We start from the raw sequence: 25,323 nt of genomic DNA on the forward strand, positions 1-25,323 counted from the left end.
GTACGTCGCGACACCGACCCAATTGGTCGGGGTTCGCTAGACACTGGAGTGGCCAACCACTCCTGACGCACCTGACACCGACCGTGAGAAGTCGTGTGTGCCGAACGCCGTTTCCGGCAGCCCGGAAACCGACGGTACTACATGAAAAGAATGCTGATTAACGCAACTCAACCCGAAGAGTTGCGTGTTGCACTGGTAGATGGCCAACGCCTCTACGACCTGGACATCGAATCCGGTGCACGCGAGCAGAAGAAGGCCAACATCTATAAAGGCCGGATTACTCGCATCGAACCAAGCCTTGAGGCTGCCTTTGTCGATTTCGGCTCCGAGCGCCACGGCTTCCTGCCCCTCAAAGAAATCTCCCGCGAATACTTCAAGAAAGCCCCCGAAGGCCGCGTCAATATCAAGGACGTCCTGAGCGAAGGCCAGGAAGTCATCGTTCAGGTCGAAAAAGAAGAACGTGGCAACAAGGGCGCCGCCCTGACCACCTTCATCAGCCTGGCCGGTCGTTACCTCGTTCTGATGCCGAACAACCCGCGTGCCGGCGGTATCTCCCGTCGCATTGAAGGTGAAGAGCGCAACGAATTGCGTGAAGCCCTGAACGGCCTGGTTGCCCCGGCCGACATGGGCCTGATCGTTCGCACTGCCGGCCTTGGCCGCAGCAGCGAAGAAATGCAGTGGGACCTCGATTACCTGCTGCAACTCTGGACCGCCATCAAAGAAGCCTCGCTGGATCGCTCCGCGCCGTTCCTGATTTACCAGGAAAGCAACGTGATCATCCGCGCCATCCGCGATTACCTGCGCCAGGATATCGGCGAAGTGCTGATCGACAGCGTTGAAGCCCAGGACGAAGCCCTGACCTTCATCCGCCAGGTGATGCCGCAGTACGCCAGCAAGATCAAGCTGTACGAAGACAGCGTTCCGCTGTTCAACCGTTTCCAGATCGAAAGCCAGATCGAGACCGCTTTCCAGCGCGTCGTTGAACTGCCTTCCGGCGGTTCCATCGTTATCGATCCGACCGAAGCCCTGGTGTCCATCGACATCAACTCGGCGCGCGCCACCAAAGGCAGCGACATCGAAGAAACCGCACTGCAGACCAACCTTGAAGCCGCCGAAGAAATCGCCCGTCAGTTGCGCCTGCGCGACATCGGCGGCCTGATCGTCATCGACTTCATCGACATGACCCCTGCCAAGAACCAGCGCGCCGTGGAAGAGAAAGTCCGCGAATGCCTGGAAGCCGACCGTGCTCGCGTGCAAGTCGGTCGCATCTCGCGCTTCGGCCTGCTGGAAATGTCCCGTCAACGCCTGCGTCCATCGCTGGGCGAAAGCAGCGGCATCGTTTGCCCGCGTTGCAACGGCACCGGCATCATCCGTGACGTTGAATCGCTGTCGCTGGCCATTCTTCGCCTGATCGAAGAAGAAGCCCTGAAAGACCGCACCGCCGAAGTTCGCGCACAAGTGCCGATCCCGGTTGCAGCGTTCCTGCTCAACGAAAAACGCAACTCGATCACCAAGATCGAACTGCGCACCCGTGCCCGCATCGTCATTCTACCGAACGATCACCTCGAAACGCCGCACTTCGAAGTTCAGCGTCTGCGCGATGACAGCCCGGAAGCCGGCATCAATCAGTCCAGCTACGAAATCGCTGCTGCCGCTGCCGAAGTCGAAGAAGTCCAGCCAGCCGCTGCGACCCGCACCCTGGTTCGCCAGGAAGCGGCAGTCAAGACCGCTCCGGCCCGCGCCAACGCTCCGGTTCCGACCGAAGTCGTTGCCGCTCCAGTAGCCGCACCGGCTGCCGTGCCAGAACCAAGCCTGTTCAAAGGCCTGGTGAAGTCACTGGTCAGCCTGTTCGCGACCAAGGAAGAGCCTGTTGCTCCGGTTGTGGTTGAAAAACCAGCGACCACCGAGCGCCCGGCCCGTAACGAAGAACGTCGCAACGGTCGTCAGCAGAGCCGCAACCGTAATGGTCGCCGCGACGAAGAGCGCAAGCCTCGTGAGGAACGTGCACCGCGTGAAGAACGCGCACCACGTGAGCCACGCGAAGTCCGTGAAGAAACCCCGGCCGTAGCTCGTGAAGAACGTGCTCCACGCGAAGAACGCGCACCACGCGCCCCTCGCGAAGAACGTGCACCGCGCGCTCCACGCGAAGACCGCAAGCCACGTGGCGATCGTGAAGAACGCCCGGTTCGTGAACTGCGCGAGCCTCTGGATGCTGCTCCGGCCGCTGCGGCTACCGCTGAAGAGCGTCCGGCTCGTCAGCCACGTGAAGAACGCGCACCACGCCCACCGCGTGAAGAACGTCAGCCACGTGCAGAACAAGCTGCTGCCGCCGTTGCTGAAGAAGAGCTGACCTCCAACGAAGAGCAACTGCAGGAAGACGGTCAGGAAGGCGCCGAAGGCGATCGTCCACGCCGCCGCTCCCGTGGCCAGCGTCGTCGCAGCAACCGTCGCGAGCGTCAACGCGATGCCAACGGCAACGTGATCGAAGGTTCGGAAGAATCCGAAGGTAACGAAGCGGGCGAAAGCAACGAAGCACCAACCACTGCCGATCTGGCCGCCGGCCTGGCTGTTACCGCAGCCGTTGCCAGCACCGTGATCAGCGCACCGGCTGAAGCACAAGCTCACGAGCAAGCTGAACGCGCCAGTGCATCTGTTCAGGAAACGGCTCCGGTTGAAGCGCCAGTGGTTGAAGCAACGACTCCGGTCGAAGCGACTGCCGCTCCGGAAATCGAAGTGGCTCCGGTTCGTGAAGCGTTCGTTCGTGAAGAAGCCCAATCTGTAGTTGAAGCGACTGTCGTCGCCGAGCCAGTGGTTGCTGCCGAGCCTGCTGCCGAAACCGTCACTGAAACCGTGACCGAAGCTGTTCGCGAAGTTCGTGAAGAACAAACCGCGTTCAACTGGGTTGCCGAGCCGGTTGCTGTTGAAGCGCCAGCACCGGTGGCTGAAGCTGAAGTAGCTGAAGCGATGGTTTCCGAGCCCGTAGTCGTGGCTGCCGAACCTGCTCCAGTGGTTGAAGCACCGGCTCCGGTTGTTGCCGAAGTGGCTGAACCTGCTGTTGAAGTGGCCCCAGTCAGCGCCCTGACGCCAAGCGGCCGTGCACCGAACGACCCGCGTGAAGTGCGTCGTCGCAAGCGTGAAGAAGAGCGTCTGCAGAGGGAAGCCGAACTGGCTGCCACTGCTGCTCCGGTTGAAGCGCCTGTCGCTGCAGAGCCAGCGCCGGTTGTTGCTGAAGTGGTCGAAGCGGCACCTGCCGAATCGGTCATCGAGGAAGCACCTCGCTCCGTTCAGGAAGCAGTAGAGCAACACGAACAAGCCCAGGAAAAAGAGCACGAGCCTAAACCACTCGTCTAACATCCTCGGTTATTAAAAAGCCCCGCCTGGTGATCCAGGTGGGGCTTTTTTATGTCTGTTGTCTCGTTCCCACAGGCGATCTATCCCGGCTTGTAGATCAGCGCTTCAGGCACATCCACATCCCACAATACCCCTGGATCATCCACTGCCACTTCGATCACCCTGCCCTGCGCAAACAACGGCTTGGCCCCACGATCTCCCGACAGCGCCATCAACGCCGAGCAAAAGATGCGACCAAATCCCACCGGATGCCCAAACTCACCCTCCAGCACCGGCACGCTGATCGCATCGTCAGTCACGCCCGCCAGCACTGCTTCAATCGTGGACGGCAGGATAAACGGCATATCCCCCAACACCATCAGCCAGCCACTGAACTGCGCACACGCCGCCACGCCGGCTGCGATGCTGTCACCCATGCCCGTCGCTTCGATCAGTACAATCTCGCAGCCATACGCCTGAGCCATGCGAATCACTTGCGGACGATCCGCAGTCGTCACCAACACGCGCTTATCCAGCGAAGCCGGCAGGTTCACCAACACCTGCTCAATCACCGAGCGAACAGCACCGTCGCGCCCCGTGCAATCGGCCAACAGCTTGTCCTTCTCAGCCCCCGCCACCTGACGAAAACGACTGCCCTGCCCCGCCGCCAGCACAATCACGCCGATGGGTTCATTCATAAAGCCTCCCGCAACGGCTTTTTCTGCTTCAGTTCAACGCCGTTCTTGATCGCGACAATTTCCGCCATCAATGACAAGGCGATTTCTGCCGGACTGTGGCTGCCAATGTGCAACCCGATCGGCCCGTGCAGGCGCTCGATGGATTGCGCCGACAAGCCCAACTGAGCGAGGTTCTCCCTGCGCTTCAGGCTGTTGACCCGCGAGCCCAGTGCGCCGACATAAAAGGCCTTGGAGTCGAGGGCCGTGAGCAGTGCCATGTCATCCAGACGCGGGTCGTGAGTCAGGGCAACGATGGCCGTGCGCTCGTCGGTCTGGATGTTCAGCACCGCTTCGTCCGGCATGCCCGGTACGAAGCGTCCGTGCTGTTCTTCCCAACCGTAGACGAATTCGGTGCGTGGATCGCAGATCAACACTTCGAAATCCAGCAGCCGCGCCATTTCGGCGACGTAACGGGACAATTGCCCCGCACCGATCAGCAACAGGCGCCAACGCGGGCCATAAATAGCGCGCAGCGTATGGCCATCAAAACTCAGCACATCGGCCTTGTCCGCCGCCTGCAAAGCCACTTCGCCGGTTGCGATATCCAGCGAACGTGCGACGATTTCATGGGCTTCGCAGCGCGCCAGCAACTCAGCGACCCAGGCCGGGTCGCCGACCCGCTCTTCGGTCAGGCGCAACGTACCGCCGCACGGCAAACCAAACCGCGCGGCCTCCTCGCGAGTGACACCGTAAGTGATCAACTGAACGGGCGGCCCGTCGGCCGGGATACGCCCGTCGTGCAGACGGGCAATCAGATCATCCTCGACACAACCGCCCGACACCGAGCCAATCACCACCCCATCTTCACGCAACGCCAACATGGCACCCGGTGCCCGAGGCGCGGTGCCCCAGGTCTGGACCACGCTGTACAGCACCACTCGCTGACCGGCGCGGCGCCATTCAAGCACGCTGCGCAGGACGTTCAGATCGACGCTATCCATCAGGTGGTAGCCTTCTGCCAACCTTGCAGTTGATAGCGAACCGGCAGGTTGCGGATGCGCTTGCCGGTGGCGGCAAAGATTGCATTGCACAGTGCCGGCGCAATCGGCGGCACACCTGGTTCCCCGACACCGCCCAACGGCACAACCCCTGGCGGCGTGACCAAATGAACGGCAACTTCCTTGGGCGCCAGGGACATGCGCGCCACTTCGTACATGTGGAAGTTGTCCTGCTGGACCTTGCCGTCCTTGAAGCTGATTTCTCCCAGCACCGCGTTGCCCAGGCCCATGACGCAAGCGCCCTCGAACTGCGAGCGGATACGCTCAGGGTTGATTTGCGGCCCGCAATCCACGGCGATGTCGGCCTTGTGCACAATCAGCGTGCCGTCGTCTTTGACTTCGACCTCGATCGCGGCAGCCACATAAGTGACAAAGCTGTAATGCACGGCCAGGCCCAGGCCTCGGCCCTTGGGCATTTCACGGCCCCAACCGGCGGCTTTGGCTGCGGTTTCCAGCACTGTGCGCAGGCGCGCGGTGTCGATTGGATAACGCTCGGGGGATTCGCCGTAGTTCCACCCGTCACTCAACGTTCTTGGATCGATCTGACGGTCAGGGCCGATCAGCTTGATCTGGTACTTGAGCGGATCCTGCCCGGCCTTGTGCGCCAGCTCATCGACAAAACTTTGAATCGCAAAGCCGTGCGGGATATTCGATACCGAGCGATACCAGCCGACGCGGGTATGAACCGTGGCTTCCGGGTTTTCCAGGCGCACGTTGGGAATCGCGTAGGCCATGTTGGTGAACCCCATGCCCAGCTCGAACGCCGCCTCGTGGTTCATGCCTGGTGCAAACAGCGCGGTGATGCTCGGGGCCACGGTGCGGTGCAGCCAGGCGGATGGCAGGCCGTCCTTGTTCAGACTGGCTTTGAGGTACTCGACCGACACAGTGTGGTAATAGGAACAGTGGATGTCGTCTTCACGGGTCCATTGCACCCGCACAGCCTTGCCGGGAAACTCTTTAGCGAGGATGGCGGCTTCAATGATGAAGTCAGGTTTGGATTTGCGACCAAAACCGCCACCCAGCAAGGTCACGTTGAACGTCACGTTATCGAAGGGAATGCCCAGGCGTTCGCCGATCCTGGTGCGGGTCACCTGCGGCGCCTGACTCGGCCCCCAGGCTTGGCAGACACCGTCCTTGAAGCGGGCAATGGCGACCATCGGCTCCATGGGTGCCTGAGCCAGATGCGGCAAGTAGTAAGACGCGTCGAAAGTACTGTCGGCACTGCTCAAAGCCTCTTCGATGTTGCCGGTATTGCGTACCACTTTGCCGGGCTTGAGGGACGCCGCTTCCAGTTCCTTGCGATAGGCAATGGAGTCATAACTGGCGTTCGGACCGTCGTCCCACTCGATCTTCAGCGCATCACGCCCTTTGATCGCGGCCCATGTGTTGCTGGCCACCACGGCCACACCGCCCAAGGGTTGAAACTCGGACGGCAGCGGGCGGCCTTCGATCTGCAGGACTTTGATCACGCCCGGAACTTGCAGCGCGGCGCTGGAATCAACGGATTTGACCTTGCCGCCGTACACCGCCGGACGCGCAATGGTGGCGTAGAGCATGCCGTCAAAATGCACGTCGGCACCGTAAATGGCGCGGCCATTGACGATGTCGGCGCCATCGATGGCCTTGATTCCTTCCTTGCCGATGTAGCGAAACTCTGACGGCTGCTTGAGCCGCAGACTGTCACGGGCCGGCACGGCCAGCGCACCCGCCGCTGCGGCCAGGGCGCCATAGCCCAGCTCACGTCCGGTCGGCTGGTGAATCACTTTATGCAATTGCGCTCGGCACTCGGCGACCGGCACTTTCCACTGCGCGGCAGCGGCTTGTTCCAGCATGGTTCGCGCGGCGGCACCGCAACGGCGCATCGGTTCAAACCAGTGACGCATGCTGCGGGAACCGTCGGTGTCCTGATTGCCGAAACGTACTTCGTCGCCCGGCGCCTGCTGCACCTTCATCATCGACCAGTCGGCGTCGAGTTCATCGGCCACCACCATCGTCAGGCTGGTGCGCACGCCCTGGCCCATTTCTGAACGGTTGCAGACCACCGTTACCATCCCATCGGCAGCAATGCTGATGTACACCTTCGGATCATCGACCCAACCGTGCGGCATGCCCTCGGCGCCAAACTGCTTCGGCTCCTCGGCCAAAGCGTCTTGCCAACCCCAACTCGCAACCAGCACCAATGCGCTGGTGGCGCCCACACCCTTGAGAAAACCCCGGCGACTCAAATTACTGAGATTACTCAGGGCAAAATCATTCGGTAACTGGCTCATGCCTTGGCCTCCTTCAAGTGTATGGAAGCCTGACGGATGGCAGTCTTGATGCGGTTGTAAGTGCCGCAGCGGCAAATGTTGCCGACCATTGCCTCTTCGATTTGCGCGTCGGTGGGATCGGGATTGGTCTTGAGCAGTGCCGTCGCGGACATGATCTGCCCGCCCTGGCAGAAACCGCACTGGGCCACTGCGGTGTCGAGCCAGGCTTGCTGGACAATCTTGCCTATCGGGTCGTTGTGCAATTCGTCGATGGTCGTGACGTTTTGCCCGAATGCGGAACCGACGGTCGTGATGCAAGCCCGTGCGGGTTGACCGTTGATATGAATCGTACAGGCGCCGCACAGGCCCATGCCGCAGCCGAATTTCGTGCCAGGATGGCCGCCCGCAACATCGCGGATAGCCCAGAGCAACGGCATCTCGTCCGCCACATCCATTTTGTAAGGTTGTCCGTTGAGAATCAGGGTATTCATGGGCACGCCCGCATAGTTCTTGAGGTATGGGGTCGAGCAATCTGCCGTTGGGTCTTGGTTCGTAACACGCAGATCGACTCAAGCTGAGGCTCTCTTGTGCGACGGGAACGTCTGCACCGGGCCTTTAGTGGAGCAAGTGTTTGCATCGTTAGGTGGCTAAGTTAACCCAGCATTAACAAAAAAGCCCTGTACGGTTGAAGGCGTACAGGGCTTTGAGATCAGTCTTGAAAGCGTAGCCTCAGTACTGATTGGGCTCCATTTCCAGGTCGACATGGAAACGTTCCGATATGTCTTTCTGGATACGCTGCGCCAGGCTGAGCAATTGCAGGCCCGTCGCGCTGCCGTAATTGACCAGCACCAACGCCTGCAACTTGTGCACGCCAGCGTCGGCATCGCGGAAGCCTTTCCACCCTGCCCGTTCGATCAACCAGCCTGCAGCCAGCTTCATTTGACCGTCCGGTTGTGCGTAGGCGACCAGGTCCGGGTATTCGCCCTTGAGCTGTGCGACCAGTGCCGCGGGCACCAACGGGTTTTTGAAGAAACTGCCCGCATTGCCCAGCAAGGCCGGGTCCGGGAGCTTTTCATTGCGGATGCTGCAAATGGCCAGGCTGACATCCGTTGCCGTCGGTTGCTCGATGCCTTGCTCGGTCAGGCGCTGGCGCACTGGGCCGTATTCCAGATGCAGGTGCGCGGCGCGGTCCAGCGCAAAACGCACCCGCAGGATCAACCAACGCCCCGGCTGCTGTTTGAACAAGCTGTCGCGATAAGCGAAATTGCATTCTTCGAGAGTGAAATCCCGCAGCTCGCCAGTCTGGCGATCCAGCGCGGTCAGGCCGGAGAACACGTCCTTGATTTCGACCCCGTACGCGCCAATGTTTTGCATCGGCGCCGCACCGACGGTACCGGGAATCAGGCTGAGGTTTTCCAGGCCCGACAACCCTTGCGCCAGCGTGTGCTGCACGAACGGATGCCAAGGCTCGCCGGCCTCGGCTTCGATCACGACTTTGCTGCCGTCATCGCTGAGGATGCGAATCCCGCGCGTGGCCATGCGCAGCACCAGCGACTGGATATCCGCTGTCAGCAGCAAGTTGCTGCCGCCACCGATGACCAGCAGCGGCACATCATGCGCCGCCGCATACGCCAGGGCTTCGCGCACGTCAGCATCGCTGTGGGCTTCGGCAAACAGACGAGCCTGAACGTCGACACCGAAGCTGTTGAACGGCTTGAGCGAAACCTGCGATTGAACCTGCAAACTCATAGCCGTCCCTTCAATTCGATCACCAGCAAATCACTGGCGCGCTCGATCAGGTCCAGCACCTGTTCGAAGCCCTGGTCACCGTCGTAGTACGGGTCCGGGACCTCATCGAGTTCCGACTGGTAGCGACGCAGGAACAAATCCAGCTCGGCTTTGCCCTTGGCCGGTTGCAGCGCCTTGAGGTGGCGCAGGTTGCTGTTGTCCATCGCCAGAATCAGGTCGTAAGTGGCGAAATCGGCACGGGTGACTTGCTGGGCGCGCTGGGCGGACAAGTCGTAACCGCGCAACTTGGCCGCGGCCTGGCTGCGTTTGTCCGGCGCCTTGCCGACATGCCAGTCACCGGTGCCGGCGGAGGCGACTTCAATCTGATCGGCCAGCCCCGCTTCGCGCAGTTTGTGCCGCAGCACGCCTTCGGCCGTTGGAGAACGGCAGATGTTGCCCAGGCACACGAACAAAACGCGCATCAGGCCTCCAGCAGGCGACGAACGCGCTCAAGGTCTTCAACGGTGTCGACACCGGTTGGCGGCGCGATCAGCGCGTCGGCGACGTGAATCCGCACGCCGTGCCACAAGGCTCGCAGTTGTTCCAGCGACTCGGTGTTTTCCAGCCAGCATGGGCCCCAGCTGACGAAGTCCTGCAGGAAACCGGCGCGATAGGCATAAATGCCGATGTGGCGACGGTATGGCACGCCTTCCGGCAATTGCTCGCGGCTCTTGGCGAACGCGTCCCGGGCCCACGGCAAGGTCGAGCGACTGAAGGTCAGCGCCAGGCCATTAAGGTCGCTGACGACCTTGACCACATTGGGGTTGAACAGTGTTTCCACGTCTTCGATCGGCTCGGCCAGGGTGGCCATGCGAGCTTCGGTGTGAGCAGCGAGGTTGGCGGCGACCTGATCGATCACGCTCGGCGGGATCAGCGGTTCGTCACCCTGGACGTTGACCACGATGGCGTCGGGCGCCAAGCCGAGTTTTGCTGCGACCTCGGCCAGACGGTCGGTGCCCGAATTGTGGTCTTCGCGGGTCAGCACCACTTCAGCACCGAACCCGTTGCACGCCTCGACAATGCGCGCATCGTCGGTGGCAACCACCACACGCTGTGCGCTGCTTTTGCTGGCCTGTTCCCAGACATGCTGGATCATCGGCTTGCCGGCGATCAGCAGCAGCGGCTTACCCGGCAAGCGGGTGGAGGCAAAACGCGATGGAATGACAACGGTAAAGGCTGTGGTCATTTATCCAGACGCTCGTCGGTGGTCAGGGTGCGCGCTTCAGTTTCGAGCATCACCGGAATGCCGTCGCGAATCGGGTATGCCAGACCGGCGCCCTTGCTGATCAGCTCGGTCTTGTCGGCGCTGAGCTTGAGTGGGCCTTTGCAGACCGGGCAAGCGAGGATATCGAGCAATTTGGTGTCCATGAGCATTCCCTGGATAAAAACGGTTTTAAGGCAAAAGACGATCCGGCAACAGGCGCATCAGCTGCGTATCGAACCAGGCCACGAAGGCCGGCGATGGCACAGCATCGACCGCCAGGTACCACCAATCGGCGGCGGCAAAGGCACGGCACTTCACCGCGTCCTTTTCAGTCATCACCAACGGCAATGACGGTGTGAAATTCAAGGCCTGCACGCTGTACTCGGCGTGGTCGGCAAAAGCATGCGGAACTGGCTTGCAGTGTAGCGTTTCGAGGGTTTTGAAGAAACGCTGCGGATTGCCGATCCCGGCCACTGCGTGCACCGCCTGGCCTGCGGGAAAGTGGTCGAGGGGGCGCCGCTCACCGCTTTGCAGATTGATAAAGGCGGTGGGTTGGAGCTGGAAGGCAAAACCGTTGTCGCGATCATCGCTAGCGCCGTTGTACAGCACCGCGTCGACGCTTTGCAGGCGCTCGACCGGTTCACGCAACGGCCCGGCGGGCAGGCAACGCTGATTGCCCAGACCTCGTGCGGCGTCGATCAATACCAGTTCCAGGTCACGGGCCATCCGGTAATGTTGCATGCCGTCATCGGACAGGATCAGGTCCAACGGCTCGCTCGCGAGCAGTGCTTTGATGGCGCTGCTGCGGTCCGGGTCGATCATCAAGGGCACGCCGGTGCGCTGGACGATCAACAGCGGTTCATCGCCCGACACATCGGCGCTTTGATCGGCTTCGACTCGCCAGGGTAGCTGCGGCGGTTTGGCACCGTAACCGCGACTGACCACGCCGACCCGCAAGCCGCTGCGCTGGCAATGCTGGATCATCCACAGAATCAGCGGCGTCTTGCCGGTGCCGCCCACCGTGATATTGCCGACCACAATCAGCGGCACGGGCGGCTGATAGATCTCGCCCTCACCCGCCAGAAACCGCTTGCGCTTGTTCATGACCACCCACCGGTACAACCACTCCAGTGGCTGCAACAGCTTCAGGGCCGGATGACCTTCGTACCACGCGGCGAGCAAGCGATCAGACATGGCCATCAGGGCGCGGGCGCCGCCTCGACGGTGGTCATGCGCAAGTGACTGAAACCGAGTTTCCCGGCGGCGTCCATGGCGGTGATGACGGATTGATGTTGGGTCTTGCCGTCAGCGCTGATGGACAGCGGCAAATTGGTGTCACCGTTGGATTCTTTTTGCAGCGCTTCCATCAAGGTCACCAGATCACTCTTGGGCAACACATGATTGTTCACCGAGATCACGCCTTCGGCATTGATGGTGATGTCCAGTTGCTTGACTTGCTGATCTTCGGCCGGCGAGCCGCTGACCGCTTCCGGCAGTTCGACGCGCAACTGGGTTTCTCGGGTAAAGGTGGTGGTCACAACGAAAAACAGTAGCAAGACAAACACCACGTCGATCAGCGACACGAGATTGATGTCCACGTTCTCCCGTTGCTTGCGGCGGAATTTCACGCTTTGCCCTCAGCCAGATCAACGTCACGGTCGCCCTGCACCACTTCAACCAGCTTGATGGCTTCCTGCTCCATCCCCACCACCAGTTCATCGATGCGCCGTTGCAAGAACCGGTGAAAGAATACCGACGGGATGCCGACGATCAGGCCCGAAGCCGTGGTGATCAAGGCTTTGGAAATACCGCCGGCCAGCACTGCGGCGTTGGTGGTCATGCCCGTGCCCATGAACGAGCTGAAGATATCGATCATGCCCAGCACCGTCCCCAGCAATCCGAGTAACGGGGCCATGGCGGCGATGGTGCCCAAGGCATTGATGTAGCGTTCGAGTTCGTGAATGACCCGCGCGGCGGCTTCTTCAATGCACTCTTTCATGATCTCGCGACCATGCTTGGAGTTCGCAAGGCCCGCCGCCAGGATCTCGCCCAACGGTGAGTTGGCGCGCAGTTCCTTGAGTTTTTCTTTATTGAGTTGCTTGTCCTTGATCCACACCCAGACCTGCCCGAGCAGATGCTCCGGGGTCACACGGCTGGCTCGCAGGGTCCAGAGACGCTCGGCGACGATCGCCATGGCCGCGATGGAACTCAGAATGATCGGCAGCATCATCCAACCGCCGGATTTGACCAATTCCCACACAGTGACAGTCCCCTCGAAAAAGTGCGCCACTCTAACATAGGGGCCGAGCGCACCGAAGACCGTGATGTCGCATCCGGTCGGGCTTTAATAACTCTCGGCTATTTGTTGAGCGGTGGCGGATCGCGCCAGAAACGCCGATCCAGACGCATCGTCCACGGCGGTTTGAAACGGCCCAATTGCAGATGAATGGCGCCGTGCTCGGCGCTGTCGTAGATCATCATGCCGAGCTTTTTATAGCGCGCCACCACGGTGGGGTGCGGATGGCCAAAGGAATTGCCTTGCCCACGGGAAATCAGCACGGCCTTGGGTTGCAGCGCGCTCAACAGCGCCATCGACGAGGAACTGCGGCTGCCATGATGAGGTGACTGCAACCAATCGGTGTTTTGTGCGAGAGGACTTTCAAGCAACGCCCGCTCGGCAGCGGTGTCGATATCACCGGTCAGCAACAGTCGCTCGCCGCTGGCTTCTATTTGCAATACGCAGGATTTCTGATTGCGGTCATGGGCTGACGTCCATTGCCACAGTTCGAAGTGCACGCCGTCCCAGGTCCATTGCCGACCACTTTCACAGCCCTCGGCGTGCAGTTCGGCAGGCAGCCCCTCGGGATCGCCACTGAGTACCCGACTGACCGGCAAACCATTGGCCACTGCTCGCGCACCACCAGCGTGATCGGCATCGGCGTGGCTGATCAGCATCAGGTCGAGCCCCTTCACCCCCAGTTTGCGCAACGAAGGCAGGACCACCCGCTCACCGAGGTCGAAATCGCCGAAACGAGGCCCGGTGTCATACAGCAGCGTGTGATAGCGAGTACGCACCAGGATGGCCAATCCTTGGCCGACGTCCAGTTGCCAGACATCGGCCCGGTCTTCAGGCAACAACGGTCGAGGTGGAAACACCAGCATCAACAGCAGCGGCCAGCCCAAAGGGCGTAGCGCAACGCCTCGCGGCATCAAGAGTAGAAAGGCCCCCAATGTGCCGAGCGCCCAACTCCACAGCGGTACCGCCGCCGGTAACCACGCAGGCAGTTGCCCGGCCATTAATGCCAGTGCCCTGAACAGCCAGTCGATCAACCCGCCCGCCAGCCACAGCAACCCTTCGCCCACATAAGGGACGGGTAATAACAATGTGCCGAGCAAGGCTGGTGGCAACACCAGCAGACTGATCCAGGGCACCGCCAGCAAATTGGCCACAGGCCCGCTGATGCTGATCGGCAAGCCCAGCACCAACAACAACGGGCACAAACCGATTGCAATCAGCCACTGGGCCCGAGTCCAGGTTTGCCACCATCGCCAGGGGCCCAACCGCCCGCCAAAGGTGAAGATCAACACCGCCACTGCTGCAAAAGATAGCCAGAAGCCTGGTTGCAGACTGGCCAGCGGATCCACCAGCAAAACGCCATTCAACGCCAGCAACAGCGGCCACCACGCACCGAGGTGACGAAAACGCAGCCGCCATAACAGCACCAGCCCGATCATCACGCACGCGCGTTGCACCGGTACGTCGAAACCGGCCAGTAACCCATAAGCCAGCGCTGCCGAGAACGCCAGCCCGCACGCCCATGGCAGCCAGGGTAAACGCCCTGGCCACAGCCCCAAACGCGTCAACCCTGCGATCAGCAGATAGACCAATCCCGCCAGCAAGCCGATGTGCTGCCCAGAAATCACCAGCAGATGCACGGTGCCGGTGTCTTGCAGCACTTGCCATTCCTCACGGCTCAGCCCGGCGCCATCGCCCAGCACCAGCGCCGTCAACGCCCCGGTTCGGCCTTGGGCATCTACGGCTTGCAAACGCCGGCGGATGCCGTCGCGCCAGGCCCATCGGGCTTCGGCGACCAATTCGCCGTCCTTGACCGTGCCGGTTGCACCGATGCGTTGAGCCAGCAGCCAGGCGTCATAATCGAACGCATGCGGATTGAGCAGCCCGGCAGGACGCTTCAATTTGACCGCCAGCCGCCACCGTTCGCCGCTATTGACGGGCGGCCCGCCATACCAGGCCAGACGCAGGTGTCGGGGCAGTTTGGTTCGGCGTGACTGGCTGTCCGTCAGCTCGAAACGCACCACGCCGTCTGCCTGTTGCGGCAGGCCCGTTACCCGCCCTTCGACCCAGCGCGTCTCGCCATCGAGTGTGTGTGGCAGCCGATCATCCAGCGCCCACTGCGCGTTCGCGCACGCCCAACTGAAGCCGAACAGGAAAAACGCCAATGGATACGAGCGAAACGGCAACACCATCAAACCGACTAACGGCAGCAACCCCCATAACCCAACCGGCGGTAGTTCCGGCAAAAACCTCAGGGCCAGCAAACCCAACGCCAGCGCTATCATCCCTGTGCGCATACGCTCATCCTTGAGAGTTCCTCCCTAGGCATAGCCGGCTAACCGCACAGGCGCCGTTATTAATTGTCACAAAGTCTGAATGGGCGCTTCGTAGAATCCAGACATACTTGCCGCCTTAACCGACCGAGAAGCCTTATGCCCCGGCGCTTATTCAAACGTTACATGCCAGACCCGACCAGCATCAGGGAACACAAGTCCTTACGCTTTCTCGGCACCTTGCTGCATGACCCCAACCTCTGGCACCTCAACCGCCACTCTGTGGCCCGGGCGATGGCGGTCGGCCTGTTCGCGGCGTTTCTGCCGATCCCGTTTCAAATGCTGCTGGCGGCCGTTCTTTCCATCATGGTGCGGGGCAACATACCGATTGCGGTGAGCCTGGTCTGGCTGACCAACCCGATCACCATGCCAGCGGTGTTTTATTGCACTTACCAGACCGGTGCCTGGCTGCTGGATGTGCCCGCTCGGCAGTTGCCAGATGCATTGACCTGGGAATGGGTCAGCAGCGAACTCTCGACACTGTGGCAACCATTTTTGCTGGGCTCGGTCGTCACCGGACTGGTGCTGGGCGCCCTCGCCTACTGCCTGACCATGCTGTACTGGCGCTGGTGGGTGGCGCGGCAGTGGAAACGGCGCAAGAAAAGCCGGCTGTAGAATGCAAAACGGCCTCCAATGTGGAGGCCGTTTTTTATGCGGTGTCTGGGTAAGCGTCTTGGCGATCCTGAATCAGGTACGCATCCCGCGACCGCTGACCAGCAAACGTGCGCAACCGATGTACAACACGACAGTCGCCACCAGCATGAAGGTGATGGCGATGCTGATCTTGATGTCCGACACACCGAGGATGCCATAACGGAAGGCGTTGACCATGTGCAGCACCGGGTTCGCCAGGGACACGGTCTGCCAGAACGGTGGCAACAGGGAAATCGAGTAGAACACCCCGCCCAGGTAGGTCAGCGGTGTCAGTACGAATGTCGGAATGATCGAGATGTCATCGAAATTGCGTGCAAACACAGCGTTGATGAAGCCCAGCAGCGAGAAGATCGTCGCCGTCAGCACCACCACCAGAATAGTCACGCCCAGGTGATGCACCTGCAAATGCGTAAAGAACAGCGACAGCAACGTCACGATGATCCCGACCATCAACCCGCGCAGCACGCCGCCCAGGGTGTAGCCGATCAGAATCGTATGCGGTGACACTGGCGACACCATCAATTCCTCGATGGAGCGCTGGAACTTGCTGCCAAAGAAACTCGACACCACGTTGCCATAGGCGTTGGTGATCACCGACATCATGATCAGCCCCGGCACGATGTACTCCATGTAGGTGAAGCCGCCCATGTCACCGATCTGGCGACCGATCAGGTTGCCGAAGATCACGAAGTACAAAACCATGGTGATGGCCGGCGGCAGCAATGTCTGCGGCCAGATCCGGGTAAAGCGCCGGACCTCACGGTAAACGATGGTATTGAGGGCAACGAGGTTGGGCTGCAGCTCGGAACTCATACCGCCACCTTCGACAGATTTTTCTCCACCAGGGACACGAACAACTCCTCTAGGCGATTGGTTTTGTTACGCAGGCTCAGCACTTCGATGTTCTGCTGCGCCAACTGGGTAAACAGCGCGGTGATGCCCATGGCCTTGTCGACCTGGACTTCCAGCGTGTGGCCGTCAAGCAGCCGGGTCGGGTAGCCGAGCAACTGCGGCGCACTGTTCAGGGTGTTTTTGATGTCGAGCAGGAACGTCTCCACATGCAGCTGGCTGAGCAACTGTTTCATGCTGGTGTTCTCGACGATGGTGCCGTGGTCGATGATGCCGATGTTGCGGCACAACTGCTCAGCCTCTTCCAGATAGTGCGTGGTGAGGATGATGGTGATGCCTTTCTTGTTCAGCTCGGTGAGAAAGGTCCACATCGAACGACGCAGCTCGATGTCCACACCTGCCGTCGGTTCGTCGAGGATCAGCAAACGCGGTTCGTGAACCAGCGCGCGCGCAATCATCAATCGACGCTTCATGCCACCGGACAGCGAGCGTGACGGCGTATCGCGCTTATCCCACAGCCCCAGTTGGGTCAGGTATTGCTCGGCGCGTTCCTTGGCGACTTTCGCCGGAATGCCGTAGTAACCGGCCTGGGTCACCACGATATCGAAGGTCTTTTCGAACTGGTTGAAGTTGAATTCCTGGGGCACCACGCCGATGGAGCGTTTGAGCTGCGCAGGATTCTTGTCCAGGTCGTGGCCGAAGATATTCACCGTTCCGCTGGTCTTGTTCACCAGGGTCGAGAGAATGCCGATGGTCGTGGATTTGCCGGCGCCGTTCGGGCCGAGCAAGGCGAAAAAGTCACCTTCGGCAACGTCCAGATCGATACCACTCAGGGCCTGGAAACCGTTGCCGTAGGTTTTGGTTAGCTGCCGGATGGACAGAGCGGAACTCATATCGGATTACGCACCAAGAAGGAAAAAAGGAATAAAAGACGGCTGGCGGCGACAGGTACAACCGCGGCACATGGGCGCAATGGTGCTTGTCGCCGCCACACAAGTACAGTCAAGTGTGTCGATAGTGAGTATTAAGTCAACGCGGTCATGACTGCTTTTTGATAGGCAGGACGTTGTTTCAACCGGGCATACCAGGCTTCAAGGTGCGGCTGCGACGCGCGCTCGATTGGCATCTCGAACCAGGCATAAATAAAACTGCCGAGGGGGATGTCGCCCATGCCGATCTCATCGCCGGACAGGTAGGATTGGGTCGACAACGCTTGATTGGCCATCGACAGCAACTCGTCGCACTCCTTGATCGCAGCCTTGATGGCCGGCCAGTCCTGCTTGTCGGCCGGCGTGCGCAACACGCCCCAGAATACGGTGCGGAAGGGGCCGGCAAAACTTGAAGTGGTCCAGTCCATCCACTTGTCAGCCGTGGCGCGGGCTTGCAGGTTCGCTGGATACCAAGACGTGCTGTTGGCATGGCGGGCCATCAAGTAACGCACGATGGCGTTGGATTCCCACAACACAAAACCGTCGTCTTCGATCACCGGTACGCGACCATTGGGGTTCATTGCACGGTACTGCGGCGTATCGACCACACCAAAAGCACCGCCCGCATCGATGGCCTCGTAGGCCAGCCCCAGCTCTTCGGCGGCCCACAAAGGCTTTCTGACATTCGACGAGTTTTTCCGACCCCAGATCTTCAGCATGACCGCCTCTTTTTCGATAAGTGGGCAGGCAGCATACGCCGGATCAGGCGCGACTCAAATCGCTCTGCATATCACCCAGCAACGTGGGTAGCTTGTCGCTGAACAGGTGCGGATAGCACTTTTCCAGGTGCTCGAAAAAGAACGTTTCCGGCACATCGGCGAACTGGCCGTGATCAACCAGGTACTCCATCAACTGCGCGCCATCGCGATTGAACGGATGAAAGACGCTGTCGTTAATCCCGTCGAATTCCAGCGGTGCGACATTGAACAGTTCACAGAGTTTTTGATTGAACGCCGGTGTCGCCTTGACCCAGCGGTCATTCAAATACAACTCCGTGTAGCCATGCATCGCGAATACATCGCTCTTGAGCAATTCGAGCAAGCGTGGCGTCGACAGGTGATTGCGAACGTCTGCCAGACCAATGCGTGCCGGGATCCCGCAATGCCGGGCAGCGCCCGCCAGTAGCGTGGCTTTGGGCACGCAATAGCTTTCCCCCGTTGCCAGCGCATAACTGCCGCACAACGTCTGCGGATCGCGGCTGAACGTGTAGGGGTTGTAGCGCACGGCCTCACGCACGGCGTAATAAAGGTTGATCGCCTGCTCGATCGGATCTCGACGGCTGCCGCGATGTATTTCGGCGAACTCCACCACCGAGGGGTGGTCACTATCGATGAAGCGGCCGGGGCTCAGGTACTCGTGCATGAGAATAATCTCCAGGGGAAGCCTCGAGTCTAGCGACAGCTTCAGCACAGAGATAACGACGTTTCGGCCAAACTTGGGCGCATTGTCGCGTAGGAAACGAACCATTTCCCGAGCGTGTTGCCAACCGAACCTACAAAACTCACCCAAGGTTTCCCACGAATTCAATCACATCGCTCTGACCACCCTGTTTGGCGGATGCCGTCTAAGCTCTGAAGGTTGGTTTTACCCTGGTTCACGGAGGATTAAATATGCTGCTGTTGTGGATACTGGTTCTGGTTGTCGGGATCGCCTGGTTAGCCCATCGTCGCATCGCCCCCCTGCCCGCTCTCTGCATCGTTGCCGTCTATGTGGTGGCCATGGGCGCTTTCAGCCGCGCGCCCGGTTGGCTGCTGCTGTTGCTCTGGGTGTTGATCGCCGCCGTTGCAGCGCCGTTGCTGCTGCCCGACCTGCGTCGCAAGTTCTTCAGCGCGCCGCTGTTCAACTGGTTCCAGAAGACCCTGCCGCCGATGTCGCAAACCGAACGCGACGCCATCGATGCCGGCACAGTGTGGTGGGACGGTGAGCTGTTCAGCGGTCGCCCCGACTGGAACAAACTGCTGTCCTATCCCAAAGCCCAACTGAGCGAAGAGGAACAGGCATTCATTGATGGCCCGACCGAAGAACTGTGCGCCATGGTCACCGACTGGCAGATCGGGCAAGACATGGACCTGCCCGCCGAAGCCTGGACGCATATCAAGGACAACGGCTTCTTCGCGCTGATCATTCCCAAGGAATACGGCGGCAAGGGCTTCTCCGCCTATGCCCACTCACAGGTCGCCATGAAACTGGCGACCCGCAGCGGCGACCTTGCGTCCACCGTGATGGTCCCCAATTCCCTCGGCCCCGCCGAGCTACTGCTGCATTACGGCACCGATGAACAGCGCAACCATTACCTGCCTCGCCTGGCCCGTGGTGACGACATTCCCTGCTTCGCATTGACCGGCCCACTGGCCGGTTCCGACGCCGGGGCAATGCCCGACACCGGGGTCATCTGCAAAGGTGAATGGGAAGGCAAGGAAACCCTGGGCCTGCGCCTGAACTGGGAAAAGCGTTACATCACCCTCGGCCCGGTGGCGACCCTGCTCGGCCTCGCCTTCAAGGCTTATGACCCGGACCATTTACTGGGCGACAAGGAAGACCTTGGCATCAGCCTGGCCCTGATTCCGACAGACACCGCCGGTGTTGAAATCGGCCGCCGTCACCTGCCGCTGGGGGCCGCGTTCATGAACGGCCCGAACGCTGGCAAGGACGTGTTCGTGCCGCTCGACTTCCTCATCGGCGGCCAGGACATGCTTGGCAAAGGCTGGATGATGCTGATGAATTGCCTGTCGGTCGGGCGTTCGATTTCATTGCCTGCCGTTGGCACCGGCGCCGCCAAATTCACCAGCCTGGTGACCGGTCAATACGCTCAGGTTCGCGAACAATTCAACGTTCCACTGTCGGCGTTCGAAGGGATTCAGGAAGCCATGGCGCGCATCGGCGGCAACGCCTGGATGATGGACGCGGCGCGCATGCTGACCGCCAACGCGGTGGATCTGGGCGAGAAACCGTCGGTGCTGTCGGCAATTCTCAAGTACCACCTCACCGAACGTGGCCGCGAGTGCATCAGCCATGCGATGGATGTTCATGGCGGCAAAGCCATCATCATGGGGCCGAACAATTACCTCGGTCGCAGCTGGAATGGCGCGCCGATTTTCATCACCGTCGAAGGCGCGAACATTCTCTCGCGCAACCTGATGATCTTCGGCCAGGGGGCGATTCGTTGCCATCCGTTCGTGCTCAAGGAAATGGCCCTCGCCGGTCGTGAGGACAAGGATCAGGCGCTCACCGAGTTCGATGGCCTGCTGCTCAAGCACATCGGTTTTGCCATGAGTAACGCCGCCAGCACACTGGTGCTGAACCTGGGGTTCGGGCATTTCGAACACACGCCGGGCAACAAGCTCAGCCAGGGTTACTTCCGCGCCCTTAATCGTCAGGCTGCGGCGTTTGCCCTGCTGGCGGACCTGAGCATGATGCTGCTGGGCGGCGAACTGAAACGTCGCGAGCGTCTGTCAGCACGACTGGGGGATGTACTCAGCAACTTGTACCTCGCCTCTGCCGCCCTCAAGCGTTACCACGATCTCGACTCACCGGAACACATGGCGCCGTTGTTCACTTGGGCCATGGAGGAAAGCCTGGGTCAGTCGGAGCGTGCGCTGGATGAACTGCTGACCAATTTCCCGAACAGGGTGTTGGGTTGCCTGTTACGGGTGATCGTGTTTCCGTTCGGTCGTCGACACAAAGGCCCATCGGACAAGCTCGGGGCCGACGTGGCCGCCGTGATTGGCCGCGCCAAGGGCGACCCGACCCTGGAAGAGTTGCTGGGCGGTTGCTACCGTCCGCAATCGGCCGATGATGCCGTCGGCGCATTGCAACATGCCTGCAATTTGCTCAACGCCGCGCAGCCGCTGCAGAAAAAGCTGCACGTGGCCCTCAAAAGTGGCCAGGTCAAACCGGCCGCCGGGGAACACATCATCGATGCCGCGCTGGAGGCCGGTGTCTTGCAGGCAATGGAAGCGCAGACTCTGCGTATCGCCGAAACGGCCCGACGCAAGGTGATTGATGTCGATGATTTCGACAAAGAGGAGCTGGCACTGGCTCAAGGAAAGGTCCGCTGATCCAGCCGAACATGTCGGTCCATGCAAAAAGGGCGCAGGCGCTTTATACTCCCGCGCCCGTTTTGCTCTTGAGGACTTATCTCGTGTCCAACGTCGTTGCCGATCATCTCGTCTTGCTTGACCACTTGCGCAGCATCCTGGTCGCCGTGGGTGAGGCCGAGCAGGTTCCCGAAGAAAGCCATGCCTTGTTCCTGGAGCGCTTCGACGAGTTGCGTGCGTTGCTGCCGGTCGACCCGATCGAAAGCCAATACCTGGGCCAGGACATTCTCTGCCAGGTCATTACCCGCTACCCGCAAATTGCCCACCTGGTCCCGCGCGACCTGCTGTGGTACTTCGCCGGTGACTGCCTGCATTACATGCCCGATGATGAAATCGATATGTATCAGGCGCTGGAAGAGCGCCGCTTCGAAGCGGAACAAAACGACGAGCCGTTCGACTGGAATCAGGAAAAACAGCTGCTGTCGATGTCGAACGACGACAGCAAGCACTGATCCCGGCCCAGCAATGAAAAAGGCCCGCATGATTAACATGCGGGCCTTTTTTTGCGCTCAGAACAAGCCGTCACTCTCTGGCATTTCATATTCCGATGAGGACCAAACCGGACCATTGGACTTACCGGGCTTGCCCAGCGTCGGCTCCTTCTCCAGACACGTCACCAGGTAATCAATCAGCACCCGTATCTTGGGCGGCAGGTACCGGGTTGGCGAATGCAGCAACCAGGCACCTCCGTGGTAGGACGCCAGAAAGGTCCAGTCCGGCAGCACCTGCACCATCAACCCTTTCTCCAGGGCATGGCGCGCAGTGAAATAGGGCAAGCTGCCAATGCCGATATGCTGCAACACCGCGCCATAACGTACGCCGGTGTGATTGGCGGCATATCGCCCACGCACACCGACGGTCACCGATTTGCTGCCCTTCCTGAATTTCCAGCGCGCATCGCTCGGGGTTTCACCCAGGTAAATGCAACTGTGATTAAGCAAGTCATGGGGGTGAGTCGGCGTACCGTGTTCAGCCAGATACTGCGGTGTCGCGCAGAGCAAATGGTCGATGGTGAGCAACTGCCGCCCCACCAGCCCTGCTGGCGGCCGGTCGGTAATGCGAATCGCCAGGTCGACGTTGTCGTCGATCAAATCAACCTGCCGGTCCTCAAGCAATAGCTCCACGTCCACTTTTGGATAACGGCGTAAAAACTCCGGCATATGCGGGTGAATCACGATCCGGCCTACCGCTTTCGGGACGCTGATACGCACCAGCCCTTCGGGTTCGTCAGTGAACTGGCCACTGATTTCCATCACTGACTTGGCCGCGCTGACCATTTCCTGACAACGCTTGAACACCTCTTCGCCACCGTCGCTCAGGCGCAGTTTGCGCGTGGTGCGTTGCAGTAGACGCGTGGCCAGGGCCTTCTCCAGTCGCGAAATACTACGACTCACTGCCGAGGGTGAAGCCCCCAGTTGGCGGGCTGCTTCGGAGAAGCTGCCGGTCTCGACAACCTTGACGAAAATCGCCATTTCACCGAGCAGCGGCAGTGGAAGATTTATGCTCACAGCGCAACAGTCCTTTGATGTTTGAACGGATTATCACGCAATTCCACGCTTCATATAATAAAAAAGAAACTTTAATCAGGGCATGGAATATGACGCTCCGCCTCTTTTTCCATAGTGATGACCTCAAGGCTAATGTGGAAGTCTTGGAGTGCACGCCCCACGAGAACGAATTTGCCGTGGTGCTGCGCGCCACGCTGTTTCACCCGCAAGGTGGCGGCCAGCCTTTTGATACCGGCTGGATCGGCGATAGTCAGGTACTGCGTGTCGTCCAGGATCCCGACCGGATCATTCATTTCGTCGATCAACCGGTTAAACCCGGCATGACCCAGATTCGTATCGACGAAGAGCGGCGCCAGTTCAATACGCGCATGCATTCCGCCGGGCATTTGATTGGTCATTTCGTCCAGGCCAGAGGCTGGATGCCGACCAAGGCGCATCACTGGCCGGACGAAGGTCGGGTGCAGTTCAAAGCGCTGGAAAGTGCCCAGGAGCTCGATGTCGAATCCGTTCAACTCGGCATCGCACAGTTTATTGGCCAGGATTGGCCGCGCCTGACGTCATTGCGTGAAGGCGCCCGGGAAATCGGTTTCGGTGAACTGCCCGCCTATGGCTGCGGCGGCACCCATGTACGTAGCCTGAAGGAATTAGGCACGGTCACGATCGCTTCCCTTTCATTGAAAAAGGGAACGCTGTCAGTCCACTACTCCGTGGATTGAGCATTTGGGCGATGCCGGCAACGTCATCGCCTGACGCCGGGGGAGCCTGCGCTCGCGGGTTCTGTTGACTATCTGATAGATGGACCTAAGACATGATGCTTGACGTCGAGCGTCTCGATGAGACGTGCATAAAAAAACTGGCCAACGAAGAAGTCCTCGCCATCCGCGTCAAAGGCTTGCTGCCCCAACCGCTGGCGATTCAGATTGGCGACAAGATCCTCGCCCCGGGCTTCGAAGGCTATATCAATGCGCCTAGTATCGGTCGTATCGGCATGGCGTTTTATGAGGCGGAAAACCAGCCGTTGCTGATCGAGGACTACTTCGAACGCGCCACCCGCAATATCGCGGAATTACGTAACCGTTGCGCGCCCTATTCGTCCCCGGTCGACACCCTGCGCTGCATGCTCGACGAATCCTGGCCGGCAGGCGCTCACCTGGAAAACCTCTACGGTCGCAAGATGTATGTCGGGCTGTCACGGGTCGTGAAACCGGGGGTGTGCTTCCTCGCCCACCATGACATTTTCGCCAAGGACGCCCCGGACAGTTACCAGGCCAGAAGCCTGGAAGCGCAGTTCGCCTGCAACGTTTACCTGAACATGCCCACCGAAGGCGGCGCGCTGCAGATGTGGGACGACGACATTTCGCCGGACCAGTTCGACGAAATGCGCGGTGACAGTTACGGCATCGACCCTGCCCTGCTTGGCCCTCCCACACTTGAGATACGTCCCGAGCCGGGTGATTTCATCATGTTCAATTCGCGCTGCATGCACTCGGTGACACCGGGTGTGGCAGATCCACGATTGAGCCTTTCGTTCTTTGTCGGCTATCGCGGCAATGCTTCACCCCTTACCTTCTGGAGTTGAAATGCTTTCGAGTTACTTGGGCGAGTTTCTGGCGCTGGCAACCATTCACTTTCTGGCCGTGGTCGCACCCGGGCCGGATTTTGCCGTCACGATTCGTCAGAGCGTGCGCTTCGGTCGGCTGGTGGGCATCTGCACGGCGCTGGGCATCGGCGCGGGGATTTCCGTGCACGTGCTTTACACGCTGCTCGGGGTCGGCGCGCTGATGCATACAACGCCTTGGTTGTTGACCGTGGCCAAGGTCGTGGGCGGCGCTTACATTTTGTACCTCGGGGTCAGCCTGTTGCGCAGCAAACCCAAGTCCGCGCTTGAGGGCGACCAGGCCGTGGACGAACCTGTCGTCAAACAAACGCTATTGAAGGCATTCACCACCGGGTTTCTGACCAACGCGACGAACCCCAAGGCGACCCTGTTTTTCCTGGCGATTTTCACCACCATCATCAGTGCCACGACACCGCTAAAGATCCAGGCGCTGTATGGGGTCTGGATGTGTTTTGTGAATGCGTTGTGGTTTGTGATCGTCGCGCTGTTCTTTTCCAGCGCCCGGGTGCGCGTGCTGTTCATGCGCATGGGGCATTGGTTTGAACGGACGATGGGGGTGATTCTGATCCTGTTTGCCGGGCGTCTGATTCTGTCGATGTAAAACCTGCGCCCACGCAAAAGGCCCGCCGAGTCTGACTCGCGGGCCTTTTTCATATCTGCGTCGCTTTTGCGT

24 protein-coding genes are annotated in these 25,323 nt (G+C 60.0%); 7 read left to right on the forward strand and 17 right to left on the reverse strand.

All coding sequences use genetic code 11. The features are described 5' to 3' along the window. Window positions 1-141 precede the first annotated feature (141 nt). Window positions 142-3,351 carry a ribonuclease E gene (gene rne / locus LOY55_RS22640; protein ID WP_258666832.1) on the forward strand — a complete coding sequence of 1,070 codons (3,210 nt, stop codon included), beginning with the start codon at window positions 142-144 and terminating at the stop codon, window positions 3,349-3,351. Window positions 3,352-3,431: 80 nt separating this feature from the next. Here the strand turns inward: rne and LOY55_RS22645 are convergent, their stop codons facing one another. From LOY55_RS22645 to LOY55_RS22700, 12 genes are all read right to left on the reverse strand, one after another. Then, window positions 3,432-4,028, reverse strand: coding sequence for an NTP transferase domain-containing protein (locus LOY55_RS22645; protein ID WP_109785206.1), 597 nt, complete (start codon window positions 4,026-4,028; stop codon window positions 3,432-3,434). Further along, entirely contained in the window at window positions 4,025-5,008 is a 984-nt protein-coding gene (locus LOY55_RS22650; RefSeq protein WP_109785205.1) for an XdhC family protein, read from the reverse strand. The genes LOY55_RS22645 and LOY55_RS22650 overlap by 4 nt, the downstream gene beginning before the upstream one ends. Next, window positions 5,008-7,335: a xanthine dehydrogenase family protein molybdopterin-binding subunit gene (locus LOY55_RS22655; protein WP_258666835.1), complete on the reverse strand. Its 2,328-nt coding sequence runs from the start codon at window positions 7,333-7,335 to the stop codon at window positions 5,008-5,010. Before LOY55_RS22655 ends, LOY55_RS22650 begins: the two co-directional genes overlap by 1 nt. Beyond that, complete coding sequence (locus LOY55_RS22660) at window positions 7,332-7,805, reverse strand: (2Fe-2S)-binding protein (RefSeq protein ID WP_046031673.1); 474 nt, start codon at window positions 7,803-7,805, stop codon at window positions 7,332-7,334. Before LOY55_RS22660 ends, LOY55_RS22655 begins: the two co-directional genes overlap by 4 nt. Before the next feature lie 238 nt (window positions 7,806-8,043). Then, complete coding sequence (gene murB, locus LOY55_RS22665) at window positions 8,044-9,063, reverse strand: UDP-N-acetylmuramate dehydrogenase (RefSeq protein ID WP_258666838.1); 1,020 nt, start codon at window positions 9,061-9,063, stop codon at window positions 8,044-8,046. Further along, on the reverse strand, window positions 9,060-9,524 hold the full coding sequence (locus tag LOY55_RS22670) for a low molecular weight protein-tyrosine-phosphatase (RefSeq protein ID WP_027924028.1): 465 nt from the start codon (window positions 9,522-9,524) through the stop codon (window positions 9,060-9,062). The genes murB and LOY55_RS22670 overlap by 4 nt, the downstream gene beginning before the upstream one ends. Next, window positions 9,524-10,288 (reverse strand): 3-deoxy-manno-octulosonate cytidylyltransferase, encoded by a 765-nt coding sequence (gene kdsB / locus LOY55_RS22675; protein ID WP_077431507.1) that lies wholly within the window; start codon window positions 10,286-10,288, stop codon window positions 9,524-9,526. Before kdsB ends, LOY55_RS22670 begins: the two co-directional genes overlap by 1 nt. Beyond that, window positions 10,285-10,470: a Trm112 family protein gene (locus LOY55_RS22680; protein ID WP_007945752.1), complete on the reverse strand. Its 186-nt coding sequence runs from the start codon at window positions 10,468-10,470 to the stop codon at window positions 10,285-10,287. Before LOY55_RS22680 ends, kdsB begins: the two co-directional genes overlap by 4 nt. Before the next feature lie 25 nt (window positions 10,471-10,495). Then, window positions 10,496-11,506, reverse strand: a complete 1,011-nt coding sequence (gene lpxK, locus LOY55_RS22685; RefSeq protein ID WP_258666844.1) for a tetraacyldisaccharide 4'-kinase — start codon at window positions 11,504-11,506, stop codon at window positions 10,496-10,498. Continuing rightward, window positions 11,506-11,934, reverse strand: a complete 429-nt coding sequence (locus LOY55_RS22690; RefSeq protein WP_077431504.1) for a biopolymer transporter ExbD — start codon at window positions 11,932-11,934, stop codon at window positions 11,506-11,508. Before LOY55_RS22690 ends, lpxK begins: the two co-directional genes overlap by 1 nt. Then, window positions 11,931-12,566, reverse strand: coding sequence for a MotA/TolQ/ExbB proton channel family protein (locus LOY55_RS22695; RefSeq protein ID WP_046031667.1), 636 nt, complete (start codon window positions 12,564-12,566; stop codon window positions 11,931-11,933). Before LOY55_RS22695 ends, LOY55_RS22690 begins: the two co-directional genes overlap by 4 nt. A gap of 98 nt (window positions 12,567-12,664) precedes the next feature. Further along, window positions 12,665-14,899: a DNA internalization-related competence protein ComEC/Rec2 gene (locus tag LOY55_RS22700; RefSeq protein WP_258666846.1), complete on the reverse strand. Its 2,235-nt coding sequence runs from the start codon at window positions 14,897-14,899 to the stop codon at window positions 12,665-12,667. A 135-nt stretch (window positions 14,900-15,034) separates the two neighbouring features. Between LOY55_RS22700 and LOY55_RS22705 the strand changes: the two genes are divergently transcribed. Continuing rightward, window positions 15,035-15,550, forward strand: a complete 516-nt coding sequence (locus tag LOY55_RS22705; RefSeq protein ID WP_046031666.1) for a DUF2062 domain-containing protein — start codon at window positions 15,035-15,037, stop codon at window positions 15,548-15,550. 72 nt (window positions 15,551-15,622) lie between these two features. On the opposite strand, the gene LOY55_RS22710 is transcribed toward LOY55_RS22705, so the two are convergent. The 4 genes from LOY55_RS22710 to LOY55_RS22725 form a co-directional block, all read right to left on the reverse strand. Beyond that, window positions 15,623-16,402, reverse strand: coding sequence for an ABC transporter permease (locus tag LOY55_RS22710; RefSeq protein ID WP_223522253.1), 780 nt, complete (start codon window positions 16,400-16,402; stop codon window positions 15,623-15,625). Continuing rightward, window positions 16,399-17,331: an ABC transporter ATP-binding protein gene (locus tag LOY55_RS22715; RefSeq protein WP_046031664.1), complete on the reverse strand. Its 933-nt coding sequence runs from the start codon at window positions 17,329-17,331 to the stop codon at window positions 16,399-16,401. Before LOY55_RS22715 ends, LOY55_RS22710 begins: the two co-directional genes overlap by 4 nt. Before the next feature lie 131 nt (window positions 17,332-17,462). Next, the gene (locus LOY55_RS22720) at window positions 17,463-18,086 is read right to left on the reverse strand and encodes a glutathione S-transferase family protein (protein ID WP_046031663.1); all 624 of its coding nucleotides are present in this window, start codon (window positions 18,084-18,086) and stop codon (window positions 17,463-17,465) included. A gap of 43 nt (window positions 18,087-18,129) precedes the next feature. After that, the gene (locus LOY55_RS22725; protein ID WP_109785199.1) at window positions 18,130-18,789 is read right to left on the reverse strand and encodes a transglutaminase family protein; all 660 of its coding nucleotides are present in this window, start codon (window positions 18,787-18,789) and stop codon (window positions 18,130-18,132) included. A 248-nt stretch (window positions 18,790-19,037) separates the two neighbouring features. Here LOY55_RS22725 and LOY55_RS22730 point away from each other — a divergent pair, with 248 nt between their 5' ends. Both LOY55_RS22730 and LOY55_RS22735 read left to right on the forward strand, forming a co-directional pair. Beyond that, window positions 19,038-21,485 (forward strand): acyl-CoA dehydrogenase, encoded by a 2,448-nt coding sequence (locus tag LOY55_RS22730; protein ID WP_258666850.1) that lies wholly within the window; start codon window positions 19,038-19,040, stop codon window positions 21,483-21,485. Window positions 21,486-21,568: 83 nt separating this feature from the next. Further along, a complete protein-coding gene (locus LOY55_RS22735) occupies window positions 21,569-21,976 on the forward strand; it encodes a PA2817 family protein (RefSeq protein ID WP_258666852.1) in 408 nt (135 codons plus the stop codon). A gap of 57 nt (window positions 21,977-22,033) precedes the next feature. Here LOY55_RS22735 and LOY55_RS22740 read toward each other — a convergent pair whose 3' ends face one another. Further along, complete coding sequence (locus LOY55_RS22740; protein WP_109785197.1) at window positions 22,034-23,032, reverse strand: LysR family transcriptional regulator; 999 nt, start codon at window positions 23,030-23,032, stop codon at window positions 22,034-22,036. Window positions 23,033-23,121: 89 nt separating this feature from the next. Between LOY55_RS22740 and LOY55_RS22745 the strand changes: the two genes are divergently transcribed. From LOY55_RS22745 to LOY55_RS22755, 3 genes are all read left to right on the forward strand, one after another. Further along, window positions 23,122-23,748: a hypothetical protein gene (locus LOY55_RS22745; protein ID WP_109785196.1), complete on the forward strand. Its 627-nt coding sequence runs from the start codon at window positions 23,122-23,124 to the stop codon at window positions 23,746-23,748. A 92-nt stretch (window positions 23,749-23,840) separates the two neighbouring features. Then, window positions 23,841-24,611: a 2OG-Fe(II) oxygenase gene (locus LOY55_RS22750; protein WP_046031657.1), complete on the forward strand. Its 771-nt coding sequence runs from the start codon at window positions 23,841-23,843 to the stop codon at window positions 24,609-24,611. Between the two features lies 1 nt (window position 24,612). Then, entirely contained in the window at window positions 24,613-25,251 is a 639-nt protein-coding gene (locus LOY55_RS22755) for a LysE family translocator (RefSeq protein WP_109785195.1), read from the forward strand. Window positions 25,252-25,323 lie beyond the last annotated feature (72 nt).

The sequence above is a fragment of the Pseudomonas sp. B21-040 genome (genome assembly GCF_024748695.1).
Taxonomy (GTDB): Bacteria; Pseudomonadota; Gammaproteobacteria; order Pseudomonadales; family Pseudomonadaceae; genus Aquipseudomonas.

Bases quoted from the DNA above. Each gene is read 5' to 3' on its own strand.
- rne (WP_258666832.1), top strand. From the start codon at position 142: ATGAAAAGAATGCTGATTAACGCAACTCAACCCGAAGAGTTGCGTGTT.
- LOY55_RS22645 (WP_109785206.1), bottom strand. From the start codon at position 4,028: ATGAATGAACCCATCGGCGTGATTGTGCTGGCGGCGGGGCAGGGCAGT.
- LOY55_RS22650 (WP_109785205.1), bottom strand. From the start codon at position 5,008: ATGGATAGCGTCGATCTGAACGTCCTGCGCAGCGTGCTTGAATGGCGC.
- LOY55_RS22655 (WP_258666835.1), bottom strand. From the start codon at position 7,335: ATGAGCCAGTTACCGAATGATTTTGCCCTGAGTAATCTCAGTAATTTG.
- LOY55_RS22660 (WP_046031673.1), bottom strand. From the start codon at position 7,805: ATGAATACCCTGATTCTCAACGGACAACCTTACAAAATGGATGTGGCG.
- murB (WP_258666838.1), bottom strand. From the start codon at position 9,063: ATGAGTTTGCAGGTTCAATCGCAGGTTTCGCTCAAGCCGTTCAACAGC.
- LOY55_RS22670 (WP_027924028.1), bottom strand. From the start codon at position 9,524: ATGCGCGTTTTGTTCGTGTGCCTGGGCAACATCTGCCGTTCTCCAACG.
- kdsB (WP_077431507.1), bottom strand. From the start codon at position 10,288: ATGACCACAGCCTTTACCGTTGTCATTCCATCGCGTTTTGCCTCCACC.
- LOY55_RS22680 (WP_007945752.1), bottom strand. From the start codon at position 10,470: ATGGACACCAAATTGCTCGATATCCTCGCTTGCCCGGTCTGCAAAGGC.
- lpxK (WP_258666844.1), bottom strand. From the start codon at position 11,506: ATGGCCATGTCTGATCGCTTGCTCGCCGCGTGGTACGAAGGTCATCCG.
- LOY55_RS22700 (WP_258666846.1), bottom strand. From the start codon at position 14,899: ATGCGCACAGGGATGATAGCGCTGGCGTTGGGTTTGCTGGCCCTGAGG.
- LOY55_RS22705 (WP_046031666.1), top strand. From the start codon at position 15,035: ATGCCCCGGCGCTTATTCAAACGTTACATGCCAGACCCGACCAGCATC.
- LOY55_RS22710 (WP_223522253.1), bottom strand. From the start codon at position 16,402: ATGAGTTCCGAGCTGCAGCCCAACCTCGTTGCCCTCAATACCATCGTT.
- LOY55_RS22715 (WP_046031664.1), bottom strand. From the start codon at position 17,331: ATGAGTTCCGCTCTGTCCATCCGGCAGCTAACCAAAACCTACGGCAAC.
- LOY55_RS22720 (WP_046031663.1), bottom strand. From the start codon at position 18,086: ATGCTGAAGATCTGGGGTCGGAAAAACTCGTCGAATGTCAGAAAGCCT.
- LOY55_RS22725 (WP_109785199.1), bottom strand. From the start codon at position 18,789: ATGCACGAGTACCTGAGCCCCGGCCGCTTCATCGATAGTGACCACCCC.
- LOY55_RS22730 (WP_258666850.1), top strand. From the start codon at position 19,038: ATGCTGCTGTTGTGGATACTGGTTCTGGTTGTCGGGATCGCCTGGTTA.
- LOY55_RS22745 (WP_109785196.1), top strand. From the start codon at position 23,122: ATGACGCTCCGCCTCTTTTTCCATAGTGATGACCTCAAGGCTAATGTG.
- LOY55_RS22750 (WP_046031657.1), top strand. From the start codon at position 23,841: ATGATGCTTGACGTCGAGCGTCTCGATGAGACGTGCATAAAAAAACTG.
- LOY55_RS22755 (WP_109785195.1), top strand. From the start codon at position 24,613: ATGCTTTCGAGTTACTTGGGCGAGTTTCTGGCGCTGGCAACCATTCAC.